The sequence below is a fragment of the Pseudophaeobacter sp. EL27 genome (assembly GCF_900313025.1).
Lineage (GTDB): Bacteria > Pseudomonadota > Alphaproteobacteria > Rhodobacterales > Rhodobacteraceae > Pseudophaeobacter.
Genome location: NZ_OMPQ01000014.1, coordinates 1 through 19,327, shown reverse-complemented (window position 1 = coordinate 19,327; position 19,327 = coordinate 1). Strand labels below are relative to the sequence as shown.

Sequence of the window (19,327 nt, the reverse complement as noted above, 5' to 3'; positions counted from 1 at the left end):
GCCTTCTATGACGTCCATGCGGTGGTGTCCAGAGGGTTTTTAAAAGAAAAGCACTAATGCTGGGTTGGAAGCTTTCCAACAGGCCCACTCTCCACTTTTTCCATTTCTTTCAATGCGTTTTCAATGTCTTCTGGGTCATTGCTCGGAACCGCATAGCTGCCATTCAGCCAGTTGACCAAATCTAAATCTGCGCAGCGTTTGGAACAAAATGGGCGATGGGCCTGCTGGGTCTCCGACCCACAGATCGGGCAGCTCATGTCAGCAGTTCCGATAACACAACACGGGACCGTTTACGCTGAAGCTCAAAATTGCCCAGGTTGGTCCATCCCACCATGGTTGTTTCTTCACTATCCACCCGCAGGGCTGCACGTAGCGCGCTCTCAAAGGTGCTACGATCCTTTTTTGGCATGGGAGCAACATCAATCACGATCTGACCGGCAAGCCCACGCAGGCGCAGGGCGCGGGGCAGGTGTTTTGCACAGGCGATGTTCGCCTTGGTTCCCGCCGCCAGTGAGGTATCGCTGCCGGTATTCACATCCACAGCCACAAGCGCCCGGGTGGGTTCAATAAACAGATGAGCACCACCCGAAAGCGGTTCCCGGATACTAAGCGTAACATCCAGCGCATCCAGCACGCCGTGGTGTTCAAAATCACCGCCTTCACGGAAGAGCTCAGCGGGCTCTGACCACTCACGCCAAGCCCGCAGGTGAGGAGTATCACCTTCGGTCAGAACCTCCATCTCCCCCTCTGTATCGGCGAGCACCTGTGCAGCCAAATCCGCCATGGCTTCGATGTCCTCGGCCACCTCATCCGCATCCGCCCCCGCACAGGCCGAGCGCAGGATCATGCCATAGCGCGCACCTTCAAGAGCACCATGCGCGATCTCCAGTAGCCGGTCGCGCTCCTCCTCATCACGAATGGAGCGGGAGATATTGAGCCCAGGCGCTCCCGGTGTGGCGATGGCATAGCGGCTTTTGAACAGCAGCTTCTGGGTGACAGGAATTGCCTTGCCGGGTTCAGCATAGCCTGTGACCTGCACCAGCAGCATCTGCCCCGGAGCAAGCCCCTTAACCTGGCGTAAAAAGGCTGGGCCGTCAGGAGTGGATAGAAACATCCCACCCTGCCCCTTGACAGGACGATCGGCACGGGCGCGGTAGATGGTCCCTGGCAGCGGCGCATCGCCGTCAATGAGGAAATCATCAAGCCTGCCATCCACCATAAGGGCAGCGGCTTCGCGGCCTTGGATGTGGTCCAGAATGATCGAACGGCCCTTCATGCGGCGGCCTCCTTGTAAAGCTGGCAGCCAGCGGCCTGCAGCATATTTGCGGTCTCAGCAAGGGGCAGACCAACGATTCCTGTAAAGGAGCCACTAATCCAGGGAATAAACGCCCCCGCAGCTCCCTGAATACCATAGCCCCCGGCCTTGCCCTGCCAGTCATTGCTGGCGAGATAGGCGTTCAGCTCTGCGTCAGAGAGGCGCTTCATCTTAACCTGGCTCACCACCGAGCGCTGCCAAAGCCGCTCGCCGCGACGGACGGCAACGGCGGTAATCACCTGATGGCGACGCCCGGCAAGGGCCAGCAGAAATTCGGCCGCTTGGCCGGCATCCGCAGGTTTACCCAAAATGCGGCGCCCCAAGGCCACAGTGGTATCGGCACAGAGCACCACATCATCGGTTTCGGCAGGAACAGCCCCTACTTTTTCACGGGTCACCCGGGCGCAATAGACGCGCGGCAGTTCCCGCGCCATAGGCGTCTCGTCAATATCCGGAGCACGTATATGGTCAGGTTTGATTCCCAGCTGCGCCAGAAGCTCCAGCCGTCGTGGACTGCCTGATCCCAGAATAAATGCCATCACCCTGGCCCCTTTTTCAATTCACCCCCTCATAAAGCGGAAAGCTTCACGAAGAAAGAGCCGCCCTGGACTTCATCTTTCCAAAAATATTCCTGCCAGAGGCAGCGGCCCGTAGGGCCGCACATACAAAAGCCCGGCACAAAGGCCGGGCTTTGGTTCAATTGGCGGATCAACAGCTTACTTGAAGCGGTAATTGATCCGGCCCTTGGTCAGGTCATAGGGGGTCATTTCCACCTGTACCCGGTCGCCAGCCAGAACACGGATGCGGTTCTTGCGCATCTTGCCTGCCGTATGTGCGATGATCTCATGGCCGTTTTCCAGCTCGACCCGAAACGTCGCATTAGGCAGGAGTTCCTTCACGACACCGGGAAATTCGAGCGTATCTTCCTTGGCCATGTTGTCTCCATCTTCACATTACCCCGCCGATCTGCGGGAACTGGGACTAAATGAGCCTATTTTCCCAATATTTCAAGGGCGCAATCACGGCTTCAGAAGGATTCTAGAGGTTTTTATCCTCTGCTCCTGCTCTGGCCAGTGGCTGCGATTGCGTACCACGCCCCGGGCACGCACATCTGCAATGGATTTTAGATCCACCTCCGCCAGGGTCCAACCGGGCTGACCCAATCTGCCTTCGGCAATAACCCCCGTGGCCGGAAAACCGGTATCGGGCGGTCCAAAAATGCCCCCCGTCCCCATATTGACCTCTACTGAGGTCGACCAGGGCGCGGTGCCAACGATAGAAGACTGTACCGTAACACATTGCCCCTCAAGCGCGCGGGACATGGCGCCAATGCGCACCCGCCAATAGCCAGCAAGGGCCTCGGTGCAGGACGGCGCCAAGATGATATCGGCCTCACTCAGCGCCCGCCCCAAAAGAGGAAACTCGCTGTCATAGCAGATCAATACACCAATCTTGCCCAGCGCCGTATCAAACAGTTTGAGCGGCCCACCAGCGCCAATCCGCCAGGGATCACGCTCAAACATGGTCATGATCTGCTTGTCCTGATGATCCCGCGCGCCACAGGGGCTGTAAAACTCAGCCCGGTTGACCGGCAAATCAAACCCTGCCCGCACTGGTGCCGAAGCCCCTAGAATATATACGTTATATTCGGCAGAGAGCCTTTGGTGCAGTGCTGCGGCCTCTTCCATCCGATCCGAGACTGCAGAGATAGAGGCCTGCAGGTGTGCTGCAACACCGGGACCATCCAAAGTGGAAAGCTCCATCGCACCATATTCAGGGAAAACCAGCAGATCAGCGCCCTGCCCCGCAGCATCCGCCACCCAGGTCGCCAGCTTGTCCTCATACTGTGCCCAGCTGTCGAGCCAATCAAGCGGATAGGCCGCGGTCGCGATTTTCATATGCTCTGGTCCTTGTTGATTATGACTAGCCCCAACAGGCCAGATCAAAAAAGAAATGGCAACTCTCGCTTTGAACCGCTGCGACCTTAAGGTGTCGCAGTCAGATCCCGCACCCAGAATTGCAGCGGCTTATCTGTTGCGGTCGAACTGTCGAGATCTTTCCAGCAAAACTGTGCAACAACCCCCTCCATCGGCACGTAACCCCGCTTTCGCCAAAAAGGATCCAGCGGGTTGTAGTCTTTAGCGCGCATCGGGTGATCAACTGGTCGCAGCACGCTGCAAAATGCCGATTTGGAATAGCCCCACGCCTGGGCATGGGATTCGCGGGCATCAAAGAACTCATGCCCCAGACCCAGGCCCCGATAGGCAGGCAAAAGCACTGATTCGGCGCAGTAGAAGACACAGTTCAGATCAATATCTCGACCTTCAAACGCCGCAGCAAAATCCTCGGCGTGATCGGTTAACGGGGTACCGGTCGAGGCCCCAATCAAAGTCCCGCCATCAAAGGCACCGACAACGATGGCCTCTTTGCTGTTGCGGTAGCTTTGCAGATAGGCTGTTTCGTATTCCAGGTCGCCATCATACAGATAAGGCCAGTCGCGAAACACCTCTATGCGCAGCCCTGCGAGTGCAGGCAAAACGCGGTCCAGCGCCGCACTGGCCAGGATCTCGAGACGCACAGAGCTCACAATGCCATCAGGCCTGGGCCGATTTGCCAGAAACCTGCGCCATCCAGTCAGCCAAATTGTAATAGGTGGTCACCCGGGTGATCTTGCCATCTTGCAGCTCAAAAAAGGACCCTCCAGGCAGGCGGTAGGTCTGCCCCTTGGCCTCTGGCAGCCCCTCATCAGTTTCAAGATAGGTTCCATTGACAATGAATTCGGCCGCCGCACGAGAGCCATCTTCAGTGCCAAACAGCACAATGCCCGTCAGCTCTTCTTTGTAGCACCGGCTCATATGAGAACAGAATTCGGCAAAGCGTTCCTTGCCCAGTCGTATCTCGCCTTCATTGACGTGATGGGCAACATTGTCGGACAGGCAGTCCAGCATTTCTGCTGTATCGCCTGCATTAAAGGCCGCAAAATAACGGGCAATGGTCTTGGTCATAGGATCTCCGTGGCTTCGCCCCAGCGCGCTGTAAGTTGTTGGATAATCTGGTCACGCGTCTGCCGATAGCTGTCCAGCTTGGCCTCACGCGTTTCACCAAGCCCCGTGGGATCCATGATCGGCCAGTATTCAACGTCCAAATGAAAGACCCGCGTCAGTTCCAGTGCGCGACGTTGGCTGGCGGGCGAGAGAGAGATGACCAAGTCAAAGGACGACAGATCATCGCCCCATTGTTCCATCTCGTCAAAAGAGCGCGACCGGTGGCGCGACAGCTCCACGTCAATTTCCTGACAGACAGTAACGCAGAACCCGTCGATTTCAAGATCATTTTTGACGCCCACAGACTGCACATAGGTGCCAGTGCCGTAAAACTTCTTCATGATCCCCTCGGCCATAGGCGAGCGGACCGCGTTATGATCACAGCAGAACAAAACGGACTGCGGCAACTCGCTCACGCATCAGCCCCCAAAATGCAGCACGCAAATAAGCGTAAAAAGACGGCGTGCAGTGTCGGTATCAACCTCTGCCTTGCCTTCCAAGCGTTCCTGCAGCACCCGGCTACCTTCATTGTGAATACCGCGCCGCGCCATGTCGATGGTCTCGATCTGGCTGGGGGGCAGGGTTTTCACCGCCGAAAAGTAACTCTCGCAGATCTGATAATAGTCTTTCACCACCTGTCGGAAAGGTGAGAGTGACAGATGGAATTCCGCAGCCTTTTGCCCAGCCTCGGTCTCCAAATCAAACACCAGACGTTTCTCGCGGATGGAAAGACCCAAATGATAAGGGCCATCCACAACTGGACGGTCGGCCCGTTCAGGCAAGGTAAAGGAATTTTCTTCGATCAGATCGTAAATCGCAACCTTGCGCTCCTGCTCTATCTCAGCCGTGGGCGGAGGCAGATTGCGGTCGTCCAAATCGATTTGGCTGATGCGGCTCATGGGTTTTGGTCTCTGTCGAAAAAGCGGTTCACCAATCTCTCTAATCTATGGCGCCGCCTGGGGCAAACAGACAGTCCACAGTACAGCTGTCCGTACAACAAAAAATGGCCGTGAAACTCTCGAAAACAGGGCAACAAAAGAGAAACTCTTGCCTTCGGCGAGGATATTTTGGGCCAAATGAAGCTGGGAATCGCTCTTGCTATGCTTCTAGGCTCAAGAGGCGGAACAGGCGGGGACGCCGATGGCCGTGCCAAGTGAAGCCTCTCGGTCTGCGCCAGCGCATGACCGAGAGGTGACCAATCTTCATTTGGCCCAAAATATCCCGGGGTGAATTGGCCACAGGCCAAGAGGGGCAGCGCCCCCCCTTATTCTTGGTTTAGGGCCTCAAGGCGGGCAGTCACGGAAAGCCCATGAGCCTCCAGGCTTTCACTTTGTGCGAGCACTTCGGCGGCGGGGCCAATTGCACGTAGGGAAGCAGGGGTCATCTGGCTAAGGGTGGTACGTTTTACAAAATCCATCACGGAGAGCCCGGAAGAAAAGCGGGCAGAGCGCGCTGTTGGCAAGACGTGGTTGGGTCCGCCAACATAGTCCCCAATGGCTTCTGGAGTGTATTGGCCAAGGAAAATCGCCCCTGCATGGATGGTTTTCAGGCTCAGCGCTTGCGGATCAGCAACACAAAGCTCCAAATGTTCAGGGGCTATACGATTGGAAAGCTCTGCGGCCTCGTCCAGATCACGAACCGTGATCACCGCACCAAAATCACGCCAACTGGCACCTGCAATCTCGCGGCGCTCCAATGTTTCCAATCGCGCCTCAACCGCCTTGGCGACAGCACGGCCAAAATCGGCATCATCCGTGATCAGCAGTGATTGAGCACTCTCGTCGTGTTCTGCCTGGCTCATCAAATCCAGCGCGATCCAGTCAGGGGTATTGTTCTTATCAGCGATGACCAGAATCTCGGACGGTCCGGCGATCATATCGATGCCGACCTTGCCAAAAACCCGCCGTTTGGCGGCGGCAACAAAGGCGTTTCCGGGGCCGGTGATCTTATCCACCGGGGCAATTGTTTTGGTACCATAGGCCAGTGCCGCAATCGCCTGGGCGCCGCCGATGCGGTAGATCTCTGTGACGCCGGACAGGCGCGCCGCCAGCAGGACCAGCGGGTTCAGCTCCCCGTCCGGGGCTGGTACGGTGATGGCCAGGCGTTCCACCCCAGCCACCTGCGCTGGAATCGCATTCATCAGTACCGATGACGGATAGGAGGCAAGCCCGCCGGGGACATAGAGCCCGGCCGCCGAAACCGGCGACCAGCGCCACCCCAATGTCGCCCCGGTGGCGTCTTGCCATTGCGCATCTGTCGGCATTTGCCGCATGTGGTAGGCACGGATGCGTTCAGCAGCCAGTTCTAACGCGGCACGTTCTTGCGGTGACACGGTGGCAATGGCTGCATCCACTTCGGCTTCCGAGATCGCCAGCTGGTCAGCGGTGAGATCCAGGCGGTCGAACTTGGCGGTGAGTTCAAGGACCGCGGCATTTCCGCGCGCGCGCACATCTGCGATGATTTCAGCAACAGCGGCATCTACATCCGGACTGTCCTCGCGCTTGGCATTGAGCAACCCGGCAAAGGCGGTTTCAAAATCTGCGTCTGATGAGTCTAGGAAAACGGGCATATCGGCTCTCTCTGGCTGTTAGGGTCGACATATCGCCCAGAGCAGCCTGCGACAAGCGTTACGGCGCCGCCTGCAACAGTTTGCGCATAGGCTGCCCTGGCAAGCCAAAGCAATTGGTCGCCGCCCCACTGCACTGCCAGCCCTGCGACAGATAAAAATCCAGCCCGCTTTTGGTCGCGGTCAACTGCGCCGCCGTATGTCCCTGTGCTGCGAGCTCTGCTTCCATATGCCTTAACAACGCGCCGCCAACGCCGCAGTTGATGCCCCAGGGCGCGACATACAACAACGAGACCTCCGCCTGCGGCCCTATCAGACCAACTCCTAAGATTCTCTCAGGTGAAGTCGCAACGGTGGGGACCACGCCAGCGGCAATCCAACCCCGGATATCTGCAGGGCTTTTGTTGCCGCACCACTGCGCCAAGCATTCCGGATCGCCAAGAGAATCCCGCTGGCAAAGCTGGGTGATGGAGGCCACCAAAACCTCGCTCACTTCAAAGACGTCAAACACCGTGGCAGGGCGCAGCACCAGTTCCTGCGAGAGGGGCAAAGCTGAAAAGACCTGTGAAATGCCGCGCTTGTTTTGCATGTCCACGGCATCCCCCGGTTTTTACCTTAGTCGCCGTGATCCGGCGCCTGTTTAGAGGGTGCCACATAGGGACGGGTGACATCGCGCAGGCTGACCTCAAGGGCTTCAACCGCCAGTCGGATACTGCCATCACCGGCAAGTGTGAGCAGCAAGTGACCTGCACCATCTTCCCCCGGTTCAAAATGGACCGAGAGCAGCGACAGAACCATCTCCTTGTCGCTGCGATCAATGCCCTGGGAGGCAACGCCCAGGACCGCGTCGATCACCAGTAGTGACTGAACCCGCTCAAAAGGGCGGCCGCGTTTTTCGGCGCTGGAGAGATCCTCCCAGCGGAACCGGTTGAGCAGGAGCGCAAAGCGGCGTTCCTTAGCGCGCCAACTCATCTCGTTGATGGGAAAGACGGCATCCTGCACCAGAGTGGACACCACCTGGAGATCCTCGGCGCTCAGCGCGCCAAGGTTCAGCGGGGCCTCGCGCCCATCATGAAAGCTCGCGTCTGACATAGGTCAGCTCCCTTTTATGCGTTCGATCTGGGCCCCAACGCCTGAGAATTTGCGCACCACCTGCTCATAGCCGCGATCCAGGTGATAGACCCGATTAACGATGGTCTCCCCTTCGGCCGCAAGACCGGCCAGGATCAATGAGACCGAGGCCCGCAAGTCAGTAGCCATGACTGGCGCGCCTTTCAGGCGGTCAACGCCGGTCACCGTGGCATGGCCGCCCTGCACGTCGATCTTGGCCCCCATGCGGATCAGCTCGGGCGCATGCATAAAGCGATTCTCAAAGATTTTCTCTTCCAGCACGCTGGTGCCTTCGGCGGTGCACATCAGGGCCATCATCTGGGCCTGCAGATCCGTGGGGAAGCCGGGAAAGGGCTCGGTGGTGACATTCACCGCTTTAACGCGGTCACCGCGCCGTTTGACCTTCAGACCCGCCTTGGTCTCGATGACATCAACACCTGCCTCATTCAGTTTCTCCACAAAGGCGCCAACCAGATCAAGACGTCCACCCAGCAGTTCGACTTCGCCGCCACAGATCGCAGGCGCCAGCATATAGGTACCCAGTTCGATGCGGTCCGTGACCACCGGATGGGTGGCGCCATGCAGACGGTCGACCCCCTCAATGGTGATGACCTCACTACCGGCGCCCTCAATATGAGCGCCCATCTTCTTCAGACAGTCGGCCAGATCGACGATCTCAGGCTCGCGCGCGGCGTTTTTGATCTGGGTGGTGCCCTTGGCCAGGGTCGCCGCCATCATGATGTTCTCAGTCGCCCCGACGGAGGCAAAGCCGAGCTGGATCACGGCCCCTTTGAGGCCGCGCGGCGCCTTGGCGTGCAGGTAGCCATCTTTCAGTTCGATCTCGGCACCCAATGCTTCAAGCCCGTGAATGTGCAGATCCATCGGGCGCGCACCAATGGCACAGCCGCCCGGCAAGGAAACCACCGCCTGACCGAGCCGGGCCAGCATTGGCCCCAGCACCAGGTTTGAAGCGCGCATCTTGCGCACAATTTCATAATCGGCGACGTGGTTGTCGATAGTGTGGCTCGACAGTGCCTGAACCAGACCATCCTGCAGGCTGGAGACCTCGGCCCCCAGCGATTGCAGCAGCTCGGTCATGGTTTTGATATCGCTGAGCCGTGGCGCATTGGTCAGTGTCAGCGGCTCTTCGCTGAGCAGGGTCGCGGGCATCAGAGCGAGGCAGGCATTCTTTGCCCCTGCGATTGGAATCTGACCATTCAGGGGGCCGTTACCTTTTACCAAAATCGAATCCATCTGCCTCTACCTTTCCGACTCTTCGGTCGTTGTGTCTTGTTTCACTGCACGCGCTTTTGCCTGCGCCTTGCGACGCGCCATATTAGCCTTCAACGAGGCTTTTAGCCGATCCTCACGCTGAGTGGGAGAAGGGCTCGATTTCTGTGTTTTTTTCTCTGCCATAAACCTTCTGTAACTTAGTGAGAAAAAACCGTCCAGAAGCTCTTGCGCCCTTCGGTGTTTATCCCTAAAAGCCCCTTCACCGGCGCTGCTGTAGCTCAGAGGTAGAGCACTCCCTTGGTAAGGGAGAGGTCGAGAGTTCGATTCTCTCCAGCAGCACCAGTAAACCCCCTTGATTGTTATATATTTTCTGTAAGACGCTGCGAGCTGATTTGCAGAACACTGCAAGAACGTGCGACAGGGTGTGGCAAAAAATTGGCAAAATCTGTTCGCACTTCGTTCCAATTGCGGAGAAATGCCGCACTGGCAGAATCCGCGATTCTTTTCGTATCAAAGAGAAATGCCCCAGCTGATGCCAGGGCCTATGGGTTTTTCTCTTGCTGCAACAAGACTCACTCAAACCAAAGCCGCCACCACGAAAAAGCGCTATTGGGAGCCCGCGGAGCTATTGGGAGCCCGCGGAGAAGGTGATCCGGTATTCCCTGACGTGCTTCATCCAACACCACGAGCAACGCATTTTACTGATGGCAAAACCAACCCTCACCTGATCCCCAAGTTTCTCGATGAGATCCAGAACCCGCACGGTTTCAGCATGACCGCAGTTGCACATCACATAGAGTTCGTGCCGATCGATCACTGAAAGTTCGGTTTCGCCGCGCATTAACATTAGCGAAAAAAATAGGCGAGACTAGCTAGCCTGACCAGCCCTAGAACCAAAGGTCATCCAAGAAGGAAACTCCAACGCACAAAGTCTGAAGGCAGCCCATAGCGGACGCTGGCCCACGATGAAAAAACAGTCATTTTGAGGCCAGGTAGGTTCGTGACCTGCATTCCCGCCAATTGCTGCTTTGAAGAAACCGCTATCAGGGCTGCAACTGTCCTTCTTCGTTGCCTACGCGCGTGTAAACATTGGGCAATCTGCTTTCTTCAAAACGTCATAGAGAAACTTCGCAGTTTGGATTAAGTGCCTTTCCTGCCCCTTCTTGCCAATCAACTGAGCTCCGATCGGCAAGCCATTTTTATCCTGCCCGAGCGGCAGGGTGACAACTGGGTGCCCCGTCAATGAGATTGGCGTGACAAACGACGTCATGGCATCAAAGTAATTCACTGGTTGCCCGTTGATGAACAGCGGGTTGGCGTAGTCGCGTATTCCGCTCCGATCGCTGGTTGGCGCCATATGTTTGAATGCAGAGACTGCGGTTACAGGAAGTAGCCAGATGCCATTCTCACCCAGAAAAGCATCAACAGCTTCAGATAAAACTGCCTTTTCAGCAAGCGCGTCATCATAGCGTTTCTGATTGTGGCGATACCCAAGCATAACGTTGGCGATAAACGCCGGAGACCTGCGAGCGCTAGAACGTCCAAAGAGGCGGGCAAGGAAGCGGACTGACGCAGGTATCAGCTCGCCAGTTTCAAAGCCCATGATCTCGCCAAATGCGCGGCGTGCGCGCGAGAAATCAAAGTGTTTTGGCTGGCCCTGAGATACTTGAAAGCCGGATTTTCTCCATTCCTTTGCGGCGTTCTCAAAGCACTGACGGATGCCGTCGCAGACCTCTATCCCAGCGCTGTCAACGCTCCAAAAGGCATCCGGCATCACAAATTCCTTTTCTGCTTCACCGGTCGGCTCGCTCATATGGGCCCATGCCAAATCAAGGTCCTCTGGTGTTCTGGCAATCGGTCCCATGCGAGCAAAATGTCGGAGTGGTGCAGCGCCATTCGCCATCATCCCGTCATTTGGCAGGGCGTTCTCGGTTGGCAGCAAACTGAAGACACCACAGAAGGATGCCGGAATGCGTAAAGAGCCACTTAAGTCGGTTCCGATGTCAAGAAAACTCAAACCTGCCGCAACAGCAGCAGCGCCGCCCCCACTGCTGCCGCCGGTCGTATAGTCTATGTTCCATGGATTGTTGGTTGTGCCAAACAGCGGGTTACTGCATTGAAAATCCATCGCAAATGGCGGCAGGTTGGTCCTCCCAATGACATGAGCACCTGCGCTCAATAGCCGTTCAACTACCGGCGCCGTCCGGGTGGGGCGAAAGTCCTTGTGCTGCTCAGAGCCAAAGGTACATGTCATTCCCTTAAGGTGAATTTGATCCTTAAGTGTGATTGGCAACCCAGCCAGACTGCCAAACATGTCATTGTCAGGTTTTTCGTTTGTAGCGACAATTGCGTTAATCTCAGGGTTCAGCCGATTGATGCGGTCCAGTTGGCTTTGCGTAACTTGATGTGCAGTAAGTTCACCGGATTTCAGGCCTTTTACAATCTGGGTTGCTGAGAGTTGATGAAGTGACATTTGTTGATCCTCGGGTTTCAGAGTTGAACCCGAAGTAACAAGTGAAAATTGGCCTTGCTGTTCCGATCATGCTTTTTTGACAGGAATGTAGATGTGAGTGAGTTGAGGCACCCCTTCGGCTTCATCCCCTGGGCTCAGGTAGGCTTCAAAGGGGATGTCGTCGCGTAAAACATGATCGGACTGCGGCAACCAGTTGCGGTAGATCTGGTTCCATGTCTGATAGAGAAAATCATATTCCCCCCAATGTTCAAAAACGGCCCAGTTTCCCGCTGAAAACCTATGCCAATCTTTGCTCCAATCACTTTCTGCGGTTGCGGAGAATGCCCCCCCGAACCAGATCGGAACATCGCCATCGTTCAGCTTTTGTGGCGTGCTCGGAAAACAACTCATCAGGAACAGATCAGGAGGTGAGGGGGAGGCCAGTAGCGATGAGAACTGCAGGGCGACATCTTGGTTACCTTTTTGAAAGAACTGTCCTTCTTGCGTTCCGGATGACTGGCGGTGCAGAAAATGAAACGCTTCCAGTTTTGCAATGCCCAGGGTCTCAATCGTTTTGCTAGGAGGGGAGCTGATGAGAAATCGCCGGTCTTGATCAATGCCTTTTACTGCCGCATCTGGATCATTGCGAAACGCGGATGGGCTCACGCCGAACTGCTTTTTAAAGGCCTTGGAAAACGCACTGTGTGTCTGGAAACCATAGTCCAGAGCAACCTGCAAAATATTGGCACATGAGTTGCTTGCCAGTTCCAAGGCTGCGGCCTCCAACCGGCGTACAACGATGTATTGGCTTACGGGTTCCCCCATGTATGCGCAAAACAAGCGCTGAAAGTGAAAGGGCGAGAGATTTGCCTTGTTGGCGATGTCAAAGGCTCGCAATGGCTCCGAAAGGTTCTCTTCGATATAGAGGGCTGCTCTGGCAATCTTTGTTCGGTTTCGATCCTGTGTCTGCATTCGTACAGACTAGCAATCTCCTCGCGGAGTTAAATGGGGTTTGCGACCATATTGAACGTTGTTTGGAGGAACAGCTTCATCCGCTTCACTTGCGCCTCGGGCACCACTTTGCAAAGGTCGCTACCTGCGCAAAGCCGCCATTACCTCCTACTGCGCCTCTTCACTCCGCCCAGACCCGCAGCGGGGTTTAGATCCCGTTACCGTCGATCTGACGGACGCCCTGCAGCTCATAGGTGCGCAGGGTATCCGAGAGCTGCACCAGGATGCCATTCTCGCTAAACACCGTGTCCTGCACGACCCTGAGGGCCTCTATTTCTAGTGGAACAATCAACCCTTGTTCGGGCTGGGTTTGTTTCAGGATCTCTGAAACGGTTTGGAGTTTTCCATTAGCACAGGCCCTACCTCGCGCCTCGGCAACCAGGGCATCCGAGATCTGTCCTTCAGACTGCGGCACTGGCCCGGTGTAGCCAGCGCAGGGCTGCAGCAGATCGGCCGGCACTCTGGGTGGTGGCGTAATCGGCTCACTGCCCAGCCCGAAGCATCCGGCCAGCAATAGCGGCAAGCAAAGGGGATAAAGGCGCATGGCGTCCCTCCATGGATTGCAGATCTTTAGAAAGCGCCGCCCAGCCGCGCGCCTCATCGGAAGCGCGGTCCAGGTGAGCGTGGTGAATGCAAACGGTCTCTGCGGCCCGTTCCAGCTCTGCATTCCTGCTGGAAAGGTCGGACTTAATCGCTGCAAGATCCTCGCGCAGTTGGGTCCGGTCATTGACCAGATCAACCAGCCACCAGACGGCCCCGACAAGGGCGATGTGCGGAATCCAGCGAAGCCACCCAATAATCAGCTCACACCCAACATGCAGAGCCGGTATTCATCAGTGCGACGACGCACCAGTACGCACACAACGCGCCCTCCGGCCTTGTTCCACCAGGTCAGTGCCTGGCACCCACCCGCGACACCCCCTGCATTCAGGCCGCGTGTCGCGGTGCTTCGCCCTATCCCACGGATCCCGACATTATAGGCAAGGCTCACATATGCTGCGTCTCGCTCAGAGGGCAGCCGGCTAGCGGATTTTGCAAAGTCTAGGGCGCAAGGCCGCTCCTTAGAGGCGCGATCGGCCCACAGCCGCTGTCCGCTGGTTATTTGAACGCTGCGCTGCAGCTTTCGCATTGCGGCTATTCGTGCATTTCGCAGCATTCTGGCGACTTTATCTTCGGTCAAAGAATCTCGAAGATGTCGGAATTTGACACAGAAGATATTGGCTTGTGGATGGTAAAACGGGTTTCGCAAAAGCTCAGGTTCATTACGCGCACCTCGGTTGCCGGTCCGGTGCAGCCCGGATCGGTACAAATTGTCTCGCGGACCGAGACGAGGCAGGCCGCACCGCTGCCGAGATACTCTCTGACCAAACGCTTGATGCGTTGTCTGTGCCACATGGCTTTTGCGGCCTGCATTGGACTACGTTCTGACATACCGCCTTTAGAATATCCCGGTGTTTGTTCGCGCAATAATATTTGAAAGCCAAAGCTCGATAGGGAGAAAGGGCTAGGCACGGCCGCGCGCTTGGCCCCGCCAAGGCTCGACGCATACAGTTCAGAGTTGGGTTGGGTTTGGCACATCACCATAAACAGCCACGGGATCAAATGACTTGTGGTCTTCGACAAAGGTCAGCGGGCCACCAGCCTCTGCTCCATGCGGGACCGCCCGGTAGAAACAGGAGCGATAGCCAACGTGGCAAGACGCACCGGACCCGGCGACATCGACGCGCAGCCACAGCGCATCCTGATCATCATCAATGCGCGCTTCAACCAGTTTCTGGACCAGACCAGAGGTGGCGCCTTTGTGCCAAAGTACCTGGCGGGCACGGCTGAAGTAATGCGCCTCACTAGTTTCGATGGTCAAGCGGAAGGCTTCGGCATTCATCCAACCGAGCATCAGCACCTCACCCGTGGCGGCATCGGTGGTGATGCAGGGCAGAAGGCCATCTTCGTCAAACTTGGGGGCGAGATCTGTGCTTTCTTCGACCTGTTCCACGGTTTGACGGGATTGAAATTTCAATTGTGTCATCTTGGCTCTCTTGTGTTTTGAGATGTTATAGCATAACGGTTCACAACTGAAAGCAGATACTTTTTGAGGCGCAGGCCAAAATGGCATCAATGGACAACCGCGTTCCTGTCACCTTGTTGACGGGGTTCTTGGGCGCGGGAAAGACAACGCTGCTCAACCACCTGATCCGCGATCCGGAGGCCGGGCGGATTGCTGTCATCATGAATGAATTCGGGGATGTGGGTCTTGATCACGACTTGATCGAGGAGGCGACCGAGGAAACCGTATTGCTGCAATCCGGCTGCCTGTGCTGTGCAATCCTGAGCGATCTTGCTAAAACGCTCGCGGCTTTGATTGACAAACGCTTTGCAGGAAAGGTCGATTTCGACCGGGTTGTAATTGAAACCAGCGGTATCGCTGATCCAGGCCCGATCGTCCACACGCTTGCCACGGACTATCAGATCGCCCAGGCCTATCGGCTAGACGGTGTTGTGACACTGGCCGATGCGGCAACAGGAATGAAAACGCTCGATCAGCAGTTCGAAGCGGTTCACCAGGTCGCTATGGCCGACGTGCTGATCCTGTCAAAAACAGATCTTGTCGAAGCTTTTGATCTGTCCCGGTTCGAGACCCGGCTAGAAGGCATCAATGCCTCTGCACGGCGCATCTATGCAGACCACGGGAGCGTCCCATTGGGGGTGCTTTTTGGCCTGTCCGCCATGCAAACCGAAGTGACATCATCAGAGGTGGACAATTGGCTGGGGCTGGCCGCGCAAATGGCCAAGCCCGATCCCCTGGCAGGGCTTTCCGGCTTCTCAGCCCAGCCTGCAACGCCTGCCACCTTCAGCCCCTCGGCGCCAGTGGCCCATCATGATCACCGGATCAATTCCGCATCCATCGAAGTAACAGAACCAATTCCGGCGGATGTTTTTGACTTCTGGCTGGATACGCTGATCGCGCTCAAAGGCCCGAACATCCTGCGCATGAAGGGTATTTTGCATGTCGAAGGGCTGCAGTACCCATTTGTCTTTCACGGGGTGCAGCACATCTTTGAGGCCCCCGTACCAATAAAGAGCTGGTCGGGGCAGGACACAACCAGCCGTGTCGTTGTGATCGCACGCGACATGGAGCAGGCGGATCTGCAGGCCAGCCTGGAAATGCTCTTGATGCAGCCCAAAGACGGTGCCGGATCAAAAGACCTGCCCGGCGGCATGATGGTCGAGACCATCGAGATGCCGTTCTGAGCCATGCCGAGCTGCTGTTCCCAGTCAAAGCGCCCAATTGCGCCACAGGTCAGCCGCGGCCCGATCAGCGCCTTTGCTGTCTGGTTATTGGCCCTGCCTGTGCGTGGCTATCGCCTGCTGTTGTCACCCTGGCTGGGCCATGCCTGCCGGTTTCAACCCACCTGTTCCGCCTATGCCATCGAGGCGCTGGAGACACATGGACCGCTGCGCGGATCATGGCTGACGCTCTGGCGCCTTGCCCGCTGTAACCCCTGGGGAGGCAGCGGCTACGATCCGGTGCCCTGCCCCCGCGAAAGAAAGACTTCAAAGTGATCACCATTAGCCTGCCCGATGGCGCGACCCGCGCGCTTGATCCTGCCAGCACTGCCGCCGATCTTGCCGCCTCCATCAGCCCCAGCCTCGCCAAGCGCACGGTGGCTGCGGTTGTGAATGGCCAGGTGAGCGATCTGTCTGCGCCCTTCCCCGATGGTGCCGCGGTAGAACTGATGTCCCGCGATGATCCGCGCGCTGGAGCTGATCCGTCATGATCTGGCCCATATTCTGGCGGAAGCCGTCCAGGCGCTCTGGCCCGACACCAAAACGGCCATTGGCCCCGCTATCGAGCATGGGTTCTACTATGACTTTGAGCGCGACACGCCGTTTACGCCTGAGGATCTGCCCGTCATTGAGAAAAAGATGCGCCAGATCATTGCCAGCAAGACGTCCTTCACCTGCGAAGAATGGAGCCGCGAGCAGGCTCAGCAGCACTTTGAAGCCGCCGGAGAGCCCTACAAGGTCGCGCTGCTTGACGCGATCCCTGAGGGCGAGGCGGTTAAGGTCTATCGCCAAGGGGATTGGCTGGATCTGTGTCGGGGACCGCATATGCGTAGCACCGGTGATGCGGGCAGCGCCTTTAAGCTGACCCGTGTGGCGGGGGCCTATTGGCGGGGTGACAGCAATAACCAGATGCTCAGCCGTATCTATGGCGTTGCCTTTGCCGACAAAGCTGCGCTTGACGGCCATATGACGATGATGGCCGAAGCCGAGAAACGTGATCACCGCAGGCTGGGCCGCGAAATGAACCTGTTCCACTTTGAAGAGGTCGCGCCCGGCTCTGTCTTCTGGCACGCCAAGGGCTGGCGATTGTTCCAAACGCTGATCGGTTATATGCGCGATCGTCAGGAAGAGGCAGGTTACATTGAGGTCAACTCCCCAGACATCATGGATCGTGCGCTCTGGGAAACCTCCGGCCATTGGCAGAATTTTCGCCAGAACATGTTCCTGGCAAAGACCGAGGACGACCGCGACTACGCCCTGAAACCGATGAATTGCCCCGGCCATATGCTGATCTACGGGCAAGGCACCAAGAGCTACCGCGATCTGCCGCTAAAAATCGCCGAATTTGGCAAGGTACACCGCTACGAGCCTTCGGGGGCTTTGCACGGGCTGCTGCGCGTGCGCAGCTTTACCCAGGATGACGCCCATATCTATTGCACACCCGAACAGCTGACCGAGGAGTGCCTGAAGGTCAACGATCTGGTCCTTTCCATCTACCGCGATTTCGGATTTGACAACGTGCGGATCAAACTGTCGACCCGCCCCGAAAACCGCATCGGCGACGATGACAGCTGGGATCGCGCCGAGGAGGCACTGCGCACAGCCCTGGATCAAGCGGGGCATCCCTATACGATCTTTGAGGGCGAAGGCGCGTTTTACGGGCCGAAACTGGAATATGTCCTGCGCGACGCCATCGGGCGGGATTGGCAATGCGGGACGCTTCAGGTGGACTTCAACCTGCCGGAACGGTTCGCCACCACCTATGTTGCCCCTTCCGGTGACAAACTGGCGCCGGTCATGTTGCACCGGGCGCTCTTTGGCTCGCTGGAGCGGTTCACCGGCATTTTGATCGAACACCACGCAGGGCACCTGCCTCTGTGGCTGGCACCAGTGCAGGCGGTTGTGGCCACAGTGACAAGTGCGGCAGACGGTTGGGCCACAGAGGTCGCTGGAGCGTTGAAAGCCGCGGGGCTGCGGGTCGAGACCGATCTGCGCAACGAAAAGATCGGCTATAAAGTGCGAGAACACGCCCTGCAGAAGGTCCCAGTGCAGATCGCGCTTGGCGGGCGGGAGGCCGAAGAACGCAGCGTGACCATCCGCCGCCACGGGACCGACAAAACCCAGACTCTGTCCATGGAGGAAGCCGTGCAGGCACTGGTAGCAGAGGCGCAATCCCCCAGTCGGCACGGCTGATGGCGACGCTCGGTCAAGTGGTACCGAGTTCCCCTGCGCCCTGGGCTTTTTGAAGTATAGACGAAAAAGGAACAACTCTTGCCGATCACTCAAGATGATATCGAAACGGCCTTGGCAACCTGGGGCAATGGAAAAATCGCCATTTCAAAGGCTTTCGAGGAGGGTGGCATTGAAGCGGCTCGCGCGGTCGCCTCTGCCAATATCGACAGCTACTATGGCTACGATCTTGGGCCGGTCCTGTTCAAACCGACCATGGCCAGTGGCGCGCAGACCTTCCGTCCAACCAAGGCGGGGGCCCTGGCCTATTTCTGTGGACACTCCCAAGAATACCCGCTCGACAACGGCTTTGCGATCATGGGCTGGCGCGCGATGGAAAGCATCCCCTCGGCCAGCTTCCTTCAGGGCGACGTGGCGATGTGGATGGGCTGGGTCAAACTGACCAACTCGGACGGGTCGGTCACCACGGTCGACAAGAGCTTTGGTTACAAAAAGGACGAAACCGGTACGCTGCGAATCGTTCTGCACCACTCCTCGCTGCCCTACCAGCCGCCGGAACCGGCCCTGAAAACAGGGCCCCTCAAATGATCCTCGACAAAATCCCTGCACTCGATGATTGCAGGCTTTTGTATCCGCACCTGGAAGTCTGACTGCAATTCATCAGTCAAACTGCGCTTCAACGGTCTGGCAGCGCAAACCGCTGCCGGGCTTCCAGGAATGAATCGATAGGTTGCCGCTCGATCAATTGCCAAAGGCGCGAATGATCTTGCAGCCAGAGGCGGTCTGTGACGCGCTGGTCGACATTTCCCGACAGAGATCCACGCTGCTTCAGACTAGCATTGTAAGACGACCAGTTTTTGTCTTGTACATTATTGAGGGCCTGCCACTCACACCTCCCATCTATCATGCTGGATTCACAGCATGAATCCCTACAAACGATTTGTGCAACAAAGCCAGTTGTGCCTATTAGCCAAATACTTTGTATAAAAAGAGTGTCGTGAATTTTTATATCTGCCTTGGCCCATGCGGGCTTCAGATCAGCGGTCACATCTCATGGCGCAGGACTTGGAACGTCAGGTCGCCGAGGCCTAGATCCGTATCGCCCTCAGGAACTGTCTCKT

The 19,327-nt window shown here is 57.0% G+C and carries 23 protein-coding genes, 1 tRNA gene and 1 pseudogene; 6 read left to right on the top strand and 19 right to left on the bottom strand.

Going from position 1 to position 19,327, the window contains the following annotated elements; all coding sequences use genetic code 11:
• Nucleotides 1-53: 53 nt before the first annotated feature.
• The 13 genes from ED661_RS17535 to murA form a co-directional block, all read right to left on the bottom strand.
• Nucleotides 54-257 (bottom strand): DNA gyrase inhibitor YacG, encoded by a 204-nt coding sequence (locus ED661_RS17535; protein WP_122075557.1) that lies wholly within the window; start codon nt 255-257, stop codon nt 54-56.
• The gene (locus tag ED661_RS17530) at nt 254-1,276 is read right to left on the bottom strand and encodes a ribonuclease E/G (protein ID WP_122075555.1); all 1,023 of its coding nucleotides are present in this window, start codon (nt 1,274-1,276) and stop codon (nt 254-256) included. Before ED661_RS17530 ends, ED661_RS17535 begins: the two co-directional genes overlap by 4 nt.
• On the bottom strand, nt 1,273-1,854 hold the full coding sequence (locus tag ED661_RS17525; protein ID WP_122075553.1) for a nucleoside triphosphate pyrophosphatase: 582 nt from the start codon (nt 1,852-1,854) through the stop codon (nt 1,273-1,275). The genes ED661_RS17530 and ED661_RS17525 overlap by 4 nt, the downstream gene beginning before the upstream one ends.
• 177 nt (nt 1,855-2,031) lie before the next feature.
• Nucleotides 2,032-2,250: a translation initiation factor IF-1 gene (infA, locus tag ED661_RS17520; protein ID WP_005620785.1), complete on the bottom strand. Its 219-nt coding sequence runs from the start codon at nt 2,248-2,250 to the stop codon at nt 2,032-2,034.
• A gap of 84 nt (nt 2,251-2,334) precedes the next feature.
• Nucleotides 2,335-3,213: a carbon-nitrogen hydrolase family protein gene (locus ED661_RS17515; protein WP_122075551.1), complete on the bottom strand. Its 879-nt coding sequence runs from the start codon at nt 3,211-3,213 to the stop codon at nt 2,335-2,337.
• Between the two features lie 86 nt (nt 3,214-3,299).
• Entirely contained in the window at nt 3,300-3,893 is a 594-nt protein-coding gene (locus ED661_RS17510) for a GNAT family N-acetyltransferase (protein WP_254054887.1), read from the bottom strand.
• Between the two features lie 16 nt (nt 3,894-3,909).
• Nucleotides 3,910-4,320: a ketosteroid isomerase-related protein gene (locus tag ED661_RS17505; RefSeq protein ID WP_122075549.1), complete on the bottom strand. Its 411-nt coding sequence runs from the start codon at nt 4,318-4,320 to the stop codon at nt 3,910-3,912.
• Complete coding sequence (locus ED661_RS17500) at nt 4,317-4,775, bottom strand: low molecular weight phosphatase family protein (RefSeq protein WP_122075548.1); 459 nt, start codon at nt 4,773-4,775, stop codon at nt 4,317-4,319. Before ED661_RS17500 ends, ED661_RS17505 begins: the two co-directional genes overlap by 4 nt.
• 3 nt (nt 4,776-4,778) lie before the next feature.
• Nucleotides 4,779-5,258 carry a UPF0262 family protein gene (locus ED661_RS17495; RefSeq protein WP_122075546.1) on the bottom strand — a complete coding sequence of 160 codons (480 nt, stop codon included), beginning with the start codon at nt 5,256-5,258 and terminating at the stop codon, nt 4,779-4,781.
• Between the two features lie 365 nt (nt 5,259-5,623).
• Nucleotides 5,624-6,928 carry a histidinol dehydrogenase gene (gene hisD, locus ED661_RS17490; RefSeq protein WP_122075544.1) on the bottom strand — a complete coding sequence of 435 codons (1,305 nt, stop codon included), beginning with the start codon at nt 6,926-6,928 and terminating at the stop codon, nt 5,624-5,626.
• A gap of 58 nt (nt 6,929-6,986) precedes the next feature.
• Nucleotides 6,987-7,514: a GNAT family N-acetyltransferase gene (locus ED661_RS17485; RefSeq protein ID WP_122075542.1), complete on the bottom strand. Its 528-nt coding sequence runs from the start codon at nt 7,512-7,514 to the stop codon at nt 6,987-6,989.
• A gap of 26 nt (nt 7,515-7,540) precedes the next feature.
• Nucleotides 7,541-8,017: a DUF2948 family protein gene (locus ED661_RS17480; protein ID WP_122075540.1), complete on the bottom strand. Its 477-nt coding sequence runs from the start codon at nt 8,015-8,017 to the stop codon at nt 7,541-7,543.
• A gap of 3 nt (nt 8,018-8,020) precedes the next feature.
• Complete coding sequence (gene murA / locus ED661_RS17475) at nt 8,021-9,289, bottom strand: UDP-N-acetylglucosamine 1-carboxyvinyltransferase (RefSeq protein WP_122075538.1); 1,269 nt, start codon at nt 9,287-9,289, stop codon at nt 8,021-8,023.
• Between the two features lie 246 nt (nt 9,290-9,535).
• Between murA and ED661_RS17470 the strand changes: the two genes are divergently transcribed.
• Both ED661_RS17470 and ED661_RS17465 read left to right on the top strand, forming a co-directional pair.
• Nucleotides 9,536-9,610 (top strand) — tRNA-Thr (locus ED661_RS17470).
• A gap of 82 nt (nt 9,611-9,692) precedes the next feature.
• A complete protein-coding gene (locus tag ED661_RS17465) occupies nt 9,693-10,088 on the top strand; it encodes a hypothetical protein (protein WP_162930168.1) in 396 nt (131 codons plus the stop codon).
• A 252-nt stretch (nt 10,089-10,340) separates the two neighbouring features.
• On the opposite strand, the gene ED661_RS17460 is transcribed toward ED661_RS17465, so the two are convergent.
• The 6 genes from ED661_RS17460 to hisI form a co-directional block, all read right to left on the bottom strand.
• The gene (locus ED661_RS17460) at nt 10,341-11,741 is read right to left on the bottom strand and encodes an amidase (protein WP_122075534.1); all 1,401 of its coding nucleotides are present in this window, start codon (nt 11,739-11,741) and stop codon (nt 10,341-10,343) included.
• A 66-nt stretch (nt 11,742-11,807) separates the two neighbouring features.
• On the bottom strand, nt 11,808-12,692 hold the full coding sequence (locus ED661_RS17455) for an AraC family transcriptional regulator (RefSeq protein ID WP_122075532.1): 885 nt from the start codon (nt 12,690-12,692) through the stop codon (nt 11,808-11,810).
• A 187-nt stretch (nt 12,693-12,879) separates the two neighbouring features.
• Nucleotides 12,880-13,275: a hypothetical protein gene (locus ED661_RS17450; RefSeq protein ID WP_162930167.1), complete on the bottom strand. Its 396-nt coding sequence runs from the start codon at nt 13,273-13,275 to the stop codon at nt 12,880-12,882.
• A 255-nt stretch (nt 13,276-13,530) separates the two neighbouring features.
• Complete coding sequence (locus ED661_RS17445) at nt 13,531-13,860, bottom strand: glycoside hydrolase family protein (protein WP_254054886.1); 330 nt, start codon at nt 13,858-13,860, stop codon at nt 13,531-13,533.
• A gap of 47 nt (nt 13,861-13,907) precedes the next feature.
• On the bottom strand, nt 13,908-14,144 hold the full coding sequence (locus ED661_RS17440; protein ID WP_122075529.1) for a hypothetical protein: 237 nt from the start codon (nt 14,142-14,144) through the stop codon (nt 13,908-13,910).
• A 139-nt stretch (nt 14,145-14,283) separates the two neighbouring features.
• Complete coding sequence (gene hisI / locus ED661_RS17435; RefSeq protein ID WP_122075527.1) at nt 14,284-14,757, bottom strand: phosphoribosyl-AMP cyclohydrolase; 474 nt, start codon at nt 14,755-14,757, stop codon at nt 14,284-14,286.
• An 80-nt stretch (nt 14,758-14,837) separates the two neighbouring features.
• On the opposite strand from hisI, the gene ED661_RS17430 reads away from it, so the two are divergent.
• The 4 genes and pseudogenes from ED661_RS17430 (at nt 14,838) to ED661_RS17415 (ending at nt 18,794) form a co-directional block, all read left to right on the top strand.
• Entirely contained in the window at nt 14,838-15,980 is a 1,143-nt protein-coding gene (locus ED661_RS17430) for a GTP-binding protein (RefSeq protein ID WP_371412459.1), read from the top strand.
• 63 nt (nt 15,981-16,043) lie between these two features.
• Nucleotides 16,044-16,292, top strand: coding sequence for a membrane protein insertion efficiency factor YidD (gene yidD, locus ED661_RS17425; RefSeq protein WP_254054885.1), 249 nt, complete (start codon nt 16,044-16,046; stop codon nt 16,290-16,292).
• Nucleotides 16,289-18,209 (top strand): annotated as a pseudogene (thrS, locus tag ED661_RS17420) (threonine--tRNA ligase). The gene yidD and the pseudogene thrS overlap by 4 nt, the downstream one beginning before the upstream one ends.
• A gap of 78 nt (nt 18,210-18,287) precedes the next feature.
• On the top strand, nt 18,288-18,794 hold the full coding sequence (locus ED661_RS17415; RefSeq protein WP_122075522.1) for a phosphoribosyl-AMP cyclohydrolase: 507 nt from the start codon (nt 18,288-18,290) through the stop codon (nt 18,792-18,794).
• Nucleotides 18,795-19,327 lie beyond the last annotated feature (533 nt).